This is a genomic window from Kushneria sp. EE4 (assembly GCF_977968315.1).
Map to the genome: position 1 here is coordinate 350,505 of NZ_OZ386212.1, position 13,571 is coordinate 364,075.

Here is a 13,571-nt window from a genome sequence, read left to right on the forward strand (position 1 = left end):
ACGATGCTCCGGTGCCATTTTTCTGATGGATCTATCAGGTAGCGGTGGTGCCGGATGCACAGCCAACCATGAGCGGTCGTTTGTCGACAGGGACTGTCGATAAGGACGATGTTCGTACAGCGCCCATGCGGGTGCCGCCTGCGAGGTCGGCGCCCTGAAGGGCTGTCAGCTGTACCGCTCGATGGCTTGAGACATTTCGGCGTCAGCGCACTTCGCGAGGAGGTTGCGCATGTCTCATTCAGCCGTTGATGCCACTTTGGCACACGCCATTCAAACCACAAAAACGACAACACATATTGCCCCGGCATCTGCCTCCCTCGCGCAACACAGTGTCCGTGCAGGTCAGAGCGAGCCGGCCGATCCCGTTTTATTTGTTACCTCGGAGCTGGCGGATTTCGTCAAGGTTGGCGGTCTCGGCGATGTCTCCGCCGCTCTGCCGCGTGCTCTGCTCAATCATTACGACATACGCGTTTTGATGCCGGCCTATCGCGAGGTGCTTGAAAGCATCTGGCCTGTTCATGTCATTGCCCGTCTGCCCGGTCTTGCCGATATCCCGGCCTGCGATCTGGGGCGTATCGAGCTGCCCGAAGGCCTGACCGTCTATGTCCTGATCTGTCCGGAACTCTATGATCGTCCCGGCAGCCCCTATCTTGACGAGCAGGGTCAGGAGTGGGAGGACAACGCCATTCGCTTTGCGCGGCTGTCGCTGGCGGCAGCACAGATGGCGATGGAGACATCGCAGGGGCGATTCGAGGATCAGGGCTGGCATCCGGACCTTTTGCATCTGCACGACTGGCAGACCGGTCTGGCCGCCGGTTATCTGCGCTGGAATGATGATGAGACGCCCTGTGTCTATACCATCCACAATCTGGCCTATCAGGGGCTTTACGGCCCTGAATACCTGAGCCGGCTGGGCATTCCTGACAGTGCCTTTACTCCGGAAGGCCTCGAGTTTTATGACCGGCTCTCCTTCATGAAAGCCGGCGTTATCTACAGCGATCACATCACCACGGTCAGTGAAACCTACGCCCGGGAAATCACCACGCCCGCCTTTGGCTGCGGGTTGGAAGGGCTTTTGTCCGACTGCGCCCGACAAAAGCGTCTCAGCGGGATCGCCAACGGCATCGATGACAGCTGGGACCCGCAAACGGACGCCTATCTGGCCTGCGCCTTTGCCACCAACGACTGGGCCGGCAAGCGGGCCAATACCGACCACGTTCGGCGCATGTTCCGTCTGGCGGTAAGCCACGGGCCGCTGTTTGCTGTGGTCTCCCGGCTGGTGCATCAAAAGGGACTGGATCTCACCATTGCCGCCGCCGAGTCGATCGTGCGCGCCGGCGGTCAGCTGGTCGTGATCGGCTGCGGGGAGCCGGCCATTGAAAATGCCCTGCGCAATCTGGAAGCGCGCTTTCCGGGCGCGATCGGCGTGCACATCGGTTTCAGCGAGCGCGAGGCGCGCTGCATCTTTGCCGGCAGCGATTTTCTGTTGATGCCGTCACGCTTTGAGCCCTGTGGCCTGTCGCAGATGTATGCTCAGCGTTTCGGCTCGCTGCCGATTGCGCACCGTACCGGCGGGCTTGCCGATACGATCGAGGATGGCATTACCGGGTTTCTCTTCGATGAGCTCTCGCAGCAGGATTTTCAGAAGGCCATCGATCGCGCCTTTCGCATCTTCGGCTGCACCGAGCTTTTCTACGCCATGCGCCGCGCGGCCATGGCCATCCACTACCAGTGGCGGTTATCCGTCACACCGTATCGACGCCTCTATCATCAGCTGATGGTACCTGCAGGGGTAACGGCCCATTCGTTAAGACATGTGAGCATATAATGGCGACAGCACTTTCCGGCGCTTGCCAGAGCGAGCGTGACGCCCTGTCACGCCTGGCGCAGGCGCAACACGATGACCCGTTTCGCTGGCTGGGGCCCCACGAAAAGGGTGATCAAACGCTGGTGCGGTTGCTGTTGCCGGGGGCTGACGCGGTCGAGCTGATCGATGCCGTGCATCAGGTGCTGGCCGTGGCCGAGCCCGGAGAGGGCGGCATTTTCTGCGCGCGCATTTCACAAGGCGTGCGCTATCGGCTGCGTATTACCTGGCCGGATGGCGTGGTGCAGATGACCGAGGACCCCTACCGGTTTGCGCCCATGCCGGGCGAGCTTGATCTTCACCTGTTCAGCGAGGGCCGCCATCGCGAACTGGCGCGCGTGTTCGGGGCCTGTCCGACGTCGATCGATGGCATCGATGGCGTACGCTTTACGCTCTGGGCGCCCAATGCCCGACGGGTCTCGGTCGTGGGCGATTTCAATGTCTGGGACGGCCGCCGTCATGCCATGCAGCGCCACGAAGGCAGCGGTATCTGGGCCATCTTTGTGCCGCATCTCAAGGTCGGCGAGCGCTATCGCTTCGAGGTTCTGGACCGCGACGGTCAATTGCGCCACAAGGTCGACCCGCTGGCCCGTCGCACGGAGACGGCCACACCGGACGCCTCCGTGGTGGCCAGCAATCGCGCTTTCAGCTGGCAGGATCATGCCTGGCTCAGACGCCGTGACGCCAGCAATGCTCGTGCGGCGCCGCTGTCGATCTATGAGCTGCATGTCCTGTCCTGGCAGCATGATCACGCCGGCAATACGCTGGAGTGGGACGCCCTGGCGTCACGACTGATTCCCTGGGTCGCCGATATGGGCTTTACCCATATCGAACTGATGCCCATCAGCGAGCACCCCTTTGTGGGTTCGTGGGGCTATCAGCCCATCGGCATGTTTGCCCCGACGGCGCGCATGGGTACGCCCGAGGCCTTTGCCCGCTTCATCAATGCCTGCCATGGCGCCGGTATCGGCGTCATTCTGGACTGGGTGCCTGCCCATTTTCCCAGCGACGAGCATGGGCTGGTGCGTTTTGACGGCACCGCGCTGTATGAGCACGACGACCCGCGTGAAGGGTTTCATCCCGAATGGAACACGCTGATCTATAACGTGGGCCGCAACGAGGTCAAAGGCTTTCTGATCGCCAGCGCGCTTGAGTGGCTCGAGCACTTTCATATCGACGGGCTTCGTGTGGATGCCGTCGCCTCGATGCTCTATCGCGACTACAGCCGCACCGATGACGGCTGGCGGCCCAACGTGCACGGCGGGCGTGAAAATCTTGAAGTCGTCGATTTTCTGCGCGAGCTCAACGACACGGTGGCCGAGCGATGCCCGGGGGTCATGATGATCGCCGAGGAGTCCACCTCCTGGCCGGGCGTCACCGCGCCGACCGCCACCGGCGGGCTCGGGTTCACCTTCAAGTGGAACATGGGCTGGATGCACGACACGCTGTCCTACATGTCGCGCGACCCGCTGTATCGCGCCTGGCATCATGGCGATCTCACCTTTGGTCTGCAGTACGCCTTTTCCGAGCATTTCGTATTGCCGCTTTCCCACGATGAAGTCGTGCACGGCAAGGGGGCGCTGCTGTCCCGAATGCCCGGTAACGAGGCACAAAAGCTTGCCGGGCTGCGCGCCTATCTGGCCTTCATGTGGGCCCATCCCGGCAAGAAGCTGTTGTTCATGGGCACCGAGCTGGGTCAGTGGCGCGAGTGGCACCACGACCGCGAACTGGACTGGGAGCGTCTGGACGAGGCAGGCCCCCGGGGGCTCTCACGGGCCATTGCCGATCTCAACCGGATCTATGTCGAAGACCCGGCAATGCATGTCTGCGACGGAGACTCGAGCGGTTTTTCGTGGGTGGTTGGCGATGACAGCGCCAACAGCGTCGTCGCCTTTTTACGCCACGCCGAACCCGGCAAGGCGCCGCTGCTGGTGGTCTGCAATCTGACACCGGTAGCGCAGCATCACTATCGAATCGGCGTACCGGTCATGAGTGTGTGGCGCGAGATATTCAACAGCGACAGTGTCTTCTACGCTGGAAGCAACCAGGGCAACGGGAGTGCCGTACATGCGCATCCCGACCCCAGCCATGGCCATCCCGCGTCGCTGCTTTTGACGCTTCCACCATTAAGTACGCTTTACCTGCGTCAGGGAGACTGGCCCACATGAGTGCCTTTGAATCCGGATCCGTCAGCGATCGGTTTTCTCACCACTGCCATTACGGTGCCACCGTACTGGATGAACGACGCACCCGTTTTACCTTCTGGGCCCCCGGGGTCGAGACGGTCACGCTTGAGCTGGCACGCGATTCTGCCAGTGAGGCCGAAAGGTTTGCCATGGACAAGGGTCAAGATGGCGAGTTCACCCTTGAAATCGATTGCCCGCCGGGGGCGCATTACCGCTATCGCATCAGTGATGAACTCTCGGTTCCCGACCCGGCCGCCCGGGCCCAGCACGAAGATGTTACCGGACCGAGCGTGGTCGTGAACCCGCAGGCCTACGGCTGGGAAAATGTCCACTGGCAGGGCAGGCCCTGGCATGAAACCGTCATTCTGGAGCTTCATGTTGGAGCGCTGGGCGGTTTCGACGGTGTTCGAAAGCGGCTGCAGGACTGGGCTTCGATGGGCATTACCGCCATTGAGCTGATGCCCATCAATGAATTCCCCGGTGCGCGCAACTGGGGCTACGACGGGGTGCTGCCCTACGCCGTTGAAGCCGCCTACGGTACGCCGGACCAGCTCAAGGCGATGATTGATCAGGCGCACGGACTGGGCCTGATGGTCTTTCTGGACGTGGTGTACAACCATTTCGGTCCGGACGGCAATTATCTGCCGCATTACTCCCCCGGCTTCTTTACCGGTGAGAGAACCCCCTGGGGCGATGCGATCGACTTCGACCGGTCTCAGGTGAAGGACTTCTTCATCGACAACGCGTTGATGTGGCTCGAGGAGTATCGCTTTGACGGTCTGCGCTTTGACGCCGTACATGCCATCGATAATGACGCCTTCCTGCTGGAGATGAGCGAGCGGATCAAAAGCCGCGTCAGCGAAATGCGTCACGTGCACCTGATGCTTGAAAACGAGCGCAACAGCGCCTCGCTGCTGGAAAGCGCCTATACCGCACAGTGGAACGATGACGTTCACAACGTATTGCATGCGCTGCTGACCGGCGAGCACGAAGGCTACTATGCCGATTACTGTGACCGCGCCACCGACAAGCTCGCCAGCGCCCTGCATGGTGGCTTTATTTTCCAGGGTCAGAACGACCGTCGCGGCCATTCGCGAGGCGAGCCCAGCGGGCACCTGCCCACCACGGCCTTTATCGCCTTTTTGCAAAATCATGACCAGGTGGGTAACCGGGCAATGGGTGATCGGCTCATTTCGCTGGTCGACCAGGAGCGTCTCGAGGCGGCCACGGCGCTGTTGCTGCTGTGCCCGATGATTCCGATGCTGTTCATGGGCGAAGAGCGCGGCGAGCGCAGCCCGTTTCTCTTTTTCACCGACCACCGCGATGAGCTGGCCGATGCCGTGCGCGAAGGTCGCCGCAGCGAGTTTGCCGATTTTTCGCATTTCAAGGACGAAAAGACACGCGCGCAGATTCCCGACCCCAACGCCGTATCAACCTTTGAGCAGTCCAGACCGTCCGCGCCGGGCGATGACGACCCCGAAGCCGCCATGTGGCATACCCGCTACATGACGCTGCTTGATATCCGTCACGCCGAAATCATCCCGCGCCTGCCGGGTACGACAGCCATGGGGGCCGTGACGCTGGGAGAGGGCGCGGTGCTGGCGCACTGGCGCATGGGCGATGGCACCGTTTTGGGCATTGCCGTCAACCTGGGCACGCAGCGTGTCAGTATCGATGCCCCGGAAGGGCAACGACTTTATGAACTTGGCGAGTCGGACGATGCCCATACGCTGGCACCGGGGGCGATTCGCGCCTGCTTGAGCAGTCATTTATGAATCAGACACTGAAATCACTGGCCGAAGCCGCCGGTATCGTCATCGACTGGCAGGACAGCCAGGATCGACCCCAGCAGCTTGATGAAACCACCATCAAGGGCGTACTGGAAGGGCTGGGGTACCGCTGCGATACCTCAAAAGATATCAGGGAGAGCCTGGCCGCCATCGAGCGTTTGCAGGCACCTGAAAGCGTGGCCGACTGGCCGCCGCTGATTGTCGGCGAGATCGAGCAGAGCATCGAATTGCCGGGTGCCGTGGCCGAAGGCGTCGACTATACCCTGACCGATGAAAACGGGCGCACCCTTGAAGGGCAGGTCGATGCCACAGGCCAGTTGGAAGCCGTCGCCGAGCCCGGCTATTACCAGCTGCAGATCGAGGGAAAAAGGCGACGTCTGGCGGTCGCGCCGCATCGCTGCATGGATGTGGCAACGCTTGCCGGAGACGGCCCGTCCTCGATGGCGGGTCTTGGCGTGCAGCTCTACAGTCTGCGTCGTGACAGCGACGGCGGGATCGGTGACTGTGAGGCGCTGGGGCGTCTTGCCGAGCGCGCCGGCCAAAACGGGCTGGACGCCATGGCCATCAGTCCGGTGCATGCGCTGTTTCTGCATCAGCCCGAGCGGTTTTCCCCCTATTCGCCCTCAACGCGGCTGGCCTTTAACCCGCTCTATAGCACCGCTGGTGACATCGCATCAGGCAGTGCGGCGACCGGTGATGATGCCCTGTCGCTGGTGGACTATGACCACGTCAGCCGTATGCGCTGGCAGGCACTTGAACGCGATTTCGCAGCGCTTTCAGAGACCGGTCGCCAGGCGCTGAACGCTTTTCGCAGGGAAAGCGGCGAGACCCTGGAAAACCATTGTCGCTTTGAGGCCATCAGCGAAGCACTCGGCCCCATGCATGCGTGGCCAAGCGACATGCAGGATGTCAAAAGCGAGGCGGTCGCGGATTTCAGTCAGGAACACGGCGACCGCGTGGCTTTTTATGCCTTTGCGCAGTGGCAGATTGCCCTTGAACTGGCCGCCGTGCAGCAGCGCGCCATCGGCGCCGGCCAGCGTATCGGTCTGATTGCCGATATCGCCGTCGGTGTCGACCCGCACGGCAGTCAGGCCTGGAGCCGCCCGGAGGAGATGCTGGGCAGGCTTCGCATCGGCTCGCCGCCGGATGACTTCAATGCCAACGGTCAGGAGTGGGGCGTGACCGGCTTCTCGCCGCAGGGGCTGATCGAGTATGGCTTCGATGGCTTTATTGCCACGCTCAGGGCCTGCCTGCACGGCGCCGGTGGCCTGCGCATTGACCACATCATGGGGCTTTCAAGGCTTTGGCTGATCCCGGAAGGCGCCTCACCGACCGAGGGCGCCTACGTGCGCTATCCCGAGCAGTCGCTGCTGCGCCTGATCGCGCTGGAATCCTGGCGTCACCGCGCCGTGATCATCGGCGAGGATCTGGGCACGGTCGAGCCCGCATTTCGCGAGCGCCTGGATCAAAGCGGCATTCTGGGCATGGGCGTTTTGTGGTTCGAGCGCGAAGAAGAAACCTTTACGCCTGCCAAAGACTATCCGGCGCGGGCCGTGGCGATGACCAGCACCCATGACCTGCCCACGGTCGCCGGCTGGCGCCTGGGGCGCGATCTGGACTGGCGCATCGAGCTCGACATGCTTGGCGAGGGCGAGACACCGGCACAGCAGCGCAAGATGCGCGAGCAGGACATCTTGGCGCTTGCCGAGACCTTCGGGATCGCGCCGGATGCTGACCGCGACACCTGGCTTGAAGCTGCGGCGCATCATATCGGCGCGACCCCCTCACCGCTGGTATTGCTGCAGCTCGAGGATCTGCTGGGTCTTGAAGAACAGCCCAATCTGCCGGGCACGCTGGACGAGCACCCCAACTGGCGCCGTCGTCTGCCGCTGACGGTTGACGAGATGTTTGATACCCCCGGTGTCGTGGCAAGGCTTCGGGCAATGACCACCGCACGCGCAGGAGCAGGGCAGCATGAGTGAGCTATCCATGGATGCACCATCAAACGGCGCGGACCATCAGCCGCTGCTGTCGTGTCTGCGTCTGCAGTTTCACAAGGATTTCACCCTCGATGATGCCGAGGCGCTGGTCGACTATTTTGCCGGCCTGGGCGTCACTCATCTCTATGCGTCACCGCTGTGGGCGGCGCGCAGTGGCTCGACGCACGGCTATGACGGCGTCGACCCCACCCGGCTCAACCCCGAAATCGGCGATGAAGCGGCGCTGACGCGACTGGTTGGAAAACTCAGATCCTTTGGCATGGGGCTGATCGTTGACTTCGTGCCCAATCACCTGGCCGTGGGCGGGCGTGAAAACCCCTACTGGCAGGACGTGCTGCGCTGGGGCCCATCCGGGCGCTTTGCCGACATGTTCGACATCAACTGGCGCGACAATGGCGACCCGACGCTTGAAGGTCGCCTGCTGGTACCGTTTCTGGGCGAACCCTATGGCCAGGCACTGGTGTCGGGTGACATGAAGCTCACTCTGGATGAGACCACCGGTCTTTTTCAGGTCGACTACTTCGAGCACTGCTTTCCCATCGACCCGCGCTGCCATGCGCTGATGCTGCTGGAAAACGGCATGGGCGAGCAGGCCCGGCTGTTTGAACAGATCGAAGAGGCCGTGTCGCTGGAAGAAGGCGCCGAGCGAGCGGGCTTGGCGCTTGCCGAGCACGTGCGCACCGACAAGGGGCGCGCCGCGCTCGAGACACTGCTTGCACGTTATAACCCCGAAGAGCCGGAAGGCGCCGAGCGGCTGCACGTGCTGCTGGAGCGACAGCACTATCGCCTTGCCTGGTGGCGTACCGCCAATGACAGTCTCAACTGGCGGCGTTTTTTCGATATTACCGAGCTTGGCGCTCTGCGCGTCGATGACCCGGCGGTGTTCGCCCAGACCCATGTTTATCTGCTGGAGCTGATCGAGCAAGGGCTGATTGATGGCGTGCGTCTGGACCATGTCGATGGGCTGGCCGACCCGGCCGGCTACTGTCGTTTGCTGCGCGCCCGTGTCGATGAAGCGGCTACTCGCCGTCCCGGGGGCGCGCCCGCAACGCCGCTGCCGATCTTCGTGGAGAAGATTCTGGAGGGCAACGAGTCGCTGCCGCTGGACTGGGGCGTCACCGGCACCACCGGCTACGAATTCATGAATGTGGTCTCAAAGCTTCAGCACGACCCGGAAGGCGAGGCACCGCTCAAGGCGCTGTGGCAGTCGCTGTCGGGCCGCGAACACGGCTTTGAGGCGGAAGTCATCCGCGCCCGGCGCGAAATCATTGATACCGCCCTGGTCACCGAGTTCGAGCGTGCGGTACGGGCGCTTTCCGATGTGGCGCGTCACGATCCCATGACCCGGGACATGACCCCGGCCATGATTCGACGCGTGCTGCGCGAGCTGGCAGTGCAGTTTCCGATCTATCGCACCTACGCCGATGATCAGGGGCTGACGACACGCGATGAAAACTTCTTCGCGCACGCCGTGGTGGCAGCACGCGCCGAGCTGACACCGCCGGATCAGGTGGTGCTCGATCAGGTTTATGACTGGCTGGGGGGCGAGGCGCCCGCCAACGATGACGAGCCGGGCTGTCGGCTGCGACGCAACGCCATTGTGCGTTTTGCCCAGCTGACCTCGCCGCTGGCGGCCAAGGCCGTAGAGGATACGGCCGGCTATCGCAGCGCCGTGCTTATCTCGCGTAACGACGTCGGCTTTGACGGTGCCCATTTTGCCGGTTCAGGCGAGGACTTCCACCGCTTCAACGCCTGGCAGGCGCGCCATTTCCCCGCAACGATGGTGACCACGGCAAGCCACGACCACAAGCGCGGCGAAGACGTGCGGGCGCGTCTGGCGGCGCTGTCGGAGTGGGGCGATCGCTGGGCCGAACAGGTTCGTGAGTGGTTGACGGCCTCCTCGTCGCTGCGTCAGAGCACCGAGGACGATACGCTCGCCGGGCCTTCCACCGCCGAGGAGATGATCCTCTATCAGATCATCGTGGGGGCATGGCCGCTGACGCTCTCTCTGGATGACGCCGAGGGCCTTGAGGCGTTTGCCGGCCGTGTTGCCGACTGGCAGGAGAAGGCCCTGCGCGAGGCCAAACTGAACTCGCACTGGCTCTATCCCGATGAGGCGCACGAGGCGCAGTGCCGCGAGTTCGTCATGACGCTGCTCACCGATGAGCGAGGCGCGGCCCTGCGTCGGTCCATCCATGAATTTGTCGCCACAATCAGTCCGGCCGGGGCCCTTAATGGCCTGGTACAGACGCTGCTTCGCATGACGGTACCGGGTGTGCCGGACTGCTATCAGGGCACCGAGCGCTGGGACTTTTCTCTGGTCGATCCCGACAATCGCCGCCCGGTCGATTACGAGGTGCGCCGCGCCCAGCTCGAGGAGAGCCCGGTGCTGCCCGGACTGATCAATGACTGGCGTGACGGACGCATCAAGCAGGCGCTGATCACGCAGATGCTGAACCTCAGACAGCGCCTGCCGGCGGCCTTCCTTCACGGCGAGTATCAGGCGCTTGAGTTTGATGGCGAACGCGCCGGACAGCTGCTCGGCTTCATACGTGAACACGACGGCCAGGCCGTTCTGGTGATCGTGGCGCGTCACGCCGGCTCGCTGCTGGAAGAGGAGGCGCTGCAGATTGCGCCGGCGCGCTGGGGCAATACCGGCGTGAAATGCGCAGAAGATGACGCCCGCGGCTGGCAATCGCTTGTCACCGGACAGGCCGTCAGTCTGCAGGCACCGGTGGCCGAGCTCATGTCGTCACTGCCGTTTTGCGTGCTGTTTCGTGACGTTTCTACTGCGACGGCAGGCGAACATCAGGCACTGGAAGCCGACATGACACAGGCCGGGGCAACCCGCGGCGATCAGATGCCGTCGATGTAACCATCTCAACAGGCCCCGCGCTATGGTCGGGGCCTTTCAGACAATACGGGTCTGCCGGGCATCAGGGGCATGACCCACGAAGGAGAAAGGATCATATGGCAGACGATCAGCTTCGTATTCGCTTGCTGGCCTATCGGATCTGGGAAGCCGAGGAGTGCCCCGACGGCCAGGCCGAGCGTCACTGGCACATGGCCTGTCGCATGGTGGCCGCCGAGCGTATTACCGATGTGCCCCAGGACGCTCAGCCCCGACCGGCCGCGCGCAGCGCAAAGGCCGCCGAGCCGGCCGCGCCGGCCGCTACGCCCTCAATGGATGACGCCGCCGCCGAACCGGCTGCCAAAAAGGCGCCCGCCAAACGTGCCAGCACGGCCAAACGGCGCAGCACCACCGATGACAAAACCGCAGCCGCCAAAACGACTGCCGGCAAATCGACGGCGACTCGCAAGACAACGGCCGCCAAAAAGAAGGGCGCGACCGGCACGGAGCCCGCGGCGAAACGCAAGCGCAGCAGCAACGATGACAGTTCGAGCCAGTAGTCGTGCCCCCGGCACGGCCTGCGTTTTTGTATTTTCCTTTCCGGAGTAATGTATGACGACAACACCAATTCATCCCGGCGCACCAACGCCCGGCATTACCTCGGGTGGGCGTGAGGCGCCGATCAGTTCGGCCGCCGGACAGCAGCGCAGCAGGGTTCGTGAAGGTCTGCCCTATCCGCTGGGCGCCAACTGGGATGGACTGGGGGTCAACTTTGCCCTCTTTTCGGCGCACGCCACCAAAGTTGAGCTGTGCCTTTTCAGTGACGATGGTGAAGAAGAGCTCGAGCGTATTGAGCTGCCCGAATTCACCGATGAGGTCTGGCATGGTTATCTGCCTGACGCCCGTCCGGGTCAGCTTTACGGCTACCGGGTTCACGGCCCCTACGAGCCGGAAAACGGCCATCGCTTCAATCACAACAAGCTGTTGATCGATCCGTGCGCGCGTCAGCTGGTCGGCGAGCTTCAGTGGGACGACGCCCTGTATGGCTACACCATCGGTCATGAAGACGGTGACCTGAGCTTTGACGAGCGCGACAGCGCGCCGTTTATTCCCAAGTGCCGCGTCATTGATCCCGCCTTTACCTGGGGGCGTTCGCGCGAGATTCATGTGCCCTGGGATCGCACCATCTTTTATGAGGCCCACGTTCGCGGGCTGACCATGATGAACCCGAAGGTCAACGAGTCGATACGGGGCACCTTTACAGGCCTCAGCGACCCGGCCGTGCTCGATCACCTGCGCAATCTGGGCGTGAGTTCGCTGGAGCTGATGCCGATCCACGCCTTTGCCGATGACCGCCATCTTCAGGAAAAGGGGCTGCACAACTACTGGGGTTACAACACCCTGTCGTTTTTTGCCCCGCACCCTGCCTACATGGCGACCAATACCATCAGCGAGTTCAAGCAGATGGTGGCCTGCTGCCACGCGGTCGGCATCGAGGTCATTCTGGATGTGGTCTACAACCACACCGCCGAAGGCAACGAGATGGGGCCAACGCTGTCCTGGAAGGGCATCGACAACTTCAGCTACTACCGCCTGATGCCGGATGAGAAGCGCTACTACATCAACGATACCGGCACCGGCAACACGGTCAATCTGTCTCACCCGCGCGTGCTGCAGATGGTGACCGACTCGCTGCGCTACTGGGCCGACGAGATGCGGGTCGACGGGTTCCGCTTCGATCTGGCCACCATTCTCGGGCGCGAGCCGCATGGCTTTGACGAGGGCGGCGGTTTCCTTGATTCCTGTCGCCAGGACCCGCTTTTGTCGCAGTGCAAGCTGATCGCCGAACCCTGGGACTGCGGCCCCGGTGGCTATCAGGTCGGCGGCTTCCCACCGGGCTGGGCGGAGTGGAACGACAAGTTCCGCGACAACATGCGTGCCTTCTGGAAAGGCGATGAGGGTCAGCTGGCCGAGTTCGCCACGCGTTTGACCGGCTCGGCGGATCTCTTCAATCATCGCGGCCGCAAGCCGTACTCGTCGGTCAACTTCATCACGGCGCACGACGGGTTCACGCTGCGCGATCTGGTGACCTACAACGACAAGCATAACGAGGCCAACGGCGAGGACAACAACGACGGTAGCGACGACAACTACTCCTGGAATCATGGGGTAGAAGGCGAGACCGACGATCCGGAAATCCGCGAGCTGCGCATGCGTCAGATACGCAACATGCTCGCCACCCTGATGTTCTCCCAGGGCACGCCGATGCTGCTGGCCGGTGACGAGTTCGGACGCACCCAGGGCGGCAACAACAACGCCTACTGTCAGGACAGCGAGATCGGCTGGGTCAACTGGGAGTTTTCCGACGAAGGGCGCGATCTGCTGAACTTCACTCGCCACATCATTGCCCTGCGCCGGCGCTACCCGATGCTGCATCGCAGCCGCTTTTTGACCGGTGACTGGAATGATGAGCTGGAAGTGCGTGACGTGACCTGGCTGACGCCGGACGCCGAAGAGATGGATGTCGGCAACTGGGAGTCGGAACATTCTCGTTCCATCGGGGTGCTGCTCGACGGTCGTGCCCAGCCGACCGGCATTCGTCGGGCCGGTTCGCACAGTACGTTGTTGATGATCGTCAATGCCCACCATGAGCCGATCACCTGGACACTGCCGGAAGTGTCTTCCGGCAAACACTGGGTATTCCGGCTCAATACGGCCGCGCCTGCCAGCCGGGAAGGTGAACACTACGATTTCGGCAGTACCTACGAAGTCGAAAGCCGCTCGATGGTGCTGCTGGAACTGGTCCGTGACGACAGCGGTTCAGGCCGCAACGCCTAGTCAAACCATGCCGCCGATGGCCACGCGCCATCGGCGGATTGC

Annotated in this window: 7 protein-coding genes; all 7 read left to right on the top strand. The window is 62.5% G+C overall.

Going from position 1 to position 13,571, the window contains the following annotated elements:
* The first annotated feature begins 229 nt into the window (after positions 1-229).
* The 7 genes from glgA to glgX all read left to right on the top strand — a co-directional run bounded on the left by glgA (position 230) and on the right by glgX (position 13,529).
* Positions 230-1,828: a glycogen synthase GlgA gene (gene glgA, locus ACXMYO_RS01670; RefSeq protein WP_438766365.1), complete on the top strand. Its 1,599-nt coding sequence runs from the start codon at positions 230-232 to the stop codon at positions 1,826-1,828.
* On the top strand, positions 1,828-4,032 hold the full coding sequence (gene glgB / locus ACXMYO_RS01675) for a 1,4-alpha-glucan branching protein GlgB (RefSeq protein ID WP_457807611.1): 2,205 nt from the start codon (positions 1,828-1,830) through the stop codon (positions 4,030-4,032). Before glgA ends, glgB begins: the two co-directional genes overlap by 1 nt.
* Complete coding sequence (gene treZ, locus ACXMYO_RS01680) at positions 4,029-5,825, top strand: malto-oligosyltrehalose trehalohydrolase (protein WP_457807612.1); 1,797 nt, start codon at positions 4,029-4,031, stop codon at positions 5,823-5,825. The genes glgB and treZ overlap by 4 nt, the downstream gene beginning before the upstream one ends.
* Positions 5,822-7,822, top strand: a complete 2,001-nt coding sequence (gene malQ, locus ACXMYO_RS01685) for a 4-alpha-glucanotransferase (protein ID WP_457807613.1) — start codon at positions 5,822-5,824, stop codon at positions 7,820-7,822. Before treZ ends, malQ begins: the two co-directional genes overlap by 4 nt.
* The gene (gene treY, locus ACXMYO_RS01690) at positions 7,815-10,715 is read left to right on the top strand and encodes a malto-oligosyltrehalose synthase (protein WP_457807614.1); all 2,901 of its coding nucleotides are present in this window, start codon (positions 7,815-7,817) and stop codon (positions 10,713-10,715) included. Before malQ ends, treY begins: the two co-directional genes overlap by 8 nt.
* A 95-nt stretch (positions 10,716-10,810) precedes the next feature.
* On the top strand, positions 10,811-11,251 hold the full coding sequence (locus tag ACXMYO_RS01695) for a DUF2934 domain-containing protein (protein ID WP_457807615.1): 441 nt from the start codon (positions 10,811-10,813) through the stop codon (positions 11,249-11,251).
* A 52-nt stretch (positions 11,252-11,303) separates the two neighbouring features.
* Positions 11,304-13,529, top strand: a complete 2,226-nt coding sequence (glgX, locus tag ACXMYO_RS01700; protein WP_438766377.1) for a glycogen debranching protein GlgX — start codon at positions 11,304-11,306, stop codon at positions 13,527-13,529.
* Positions 13,530-13,571: the final 42 nt, after the last annotated feature.

Bases quoted from the DNA above. Each gene is read 5' to 3' on its own strand.
- glgB (WP_457807611.1), top strand. From the start codon at position 1,828: ATGGCGACAGCACTTTCCGGCGCTTGCCAGAGCGAGCGTGACGCCCTG.
- glgA (WP_438766365.1), top strand. From the start codon at position 230: ATGTCTCATTCAGCCGTTGATGCCACTTTGGCACACGCCATTCAAACC.
- treZ (WP_457807612.1), top strand. From the start codon at position 4,029: ATGAGTGCCTTTGAATCCGGATCCGTCAGCGATCGGTTTTCTCACCAC.
- treY (WP_457807614.1), top strand. From the start codon at position 7,815: ATGAGTGAGCTATCCATGGATGCACCATCAAACGGCGCGGACCATCAG.
- glgX (WP_438766377.1), top strand. From the start codon at position 11,304: ATGACGACAACACCAATTCATCCCGGCGCACCAACGCCCGGCATTACC.
- ACXMYO_RS01695 (WP_457807615.1), top strand. From the start codon at position 10,811: ATGGCAGACGATCAGCTTCGTATTCGCTTGCTGGCCTATCGGATCTGG.
- malQ (WP_457807613.1), top strand. From the start codon at position 5,822: ATGAATCAGACACTGAAATCACTGGCCGAAGCCGCCGGTATCGTCATC.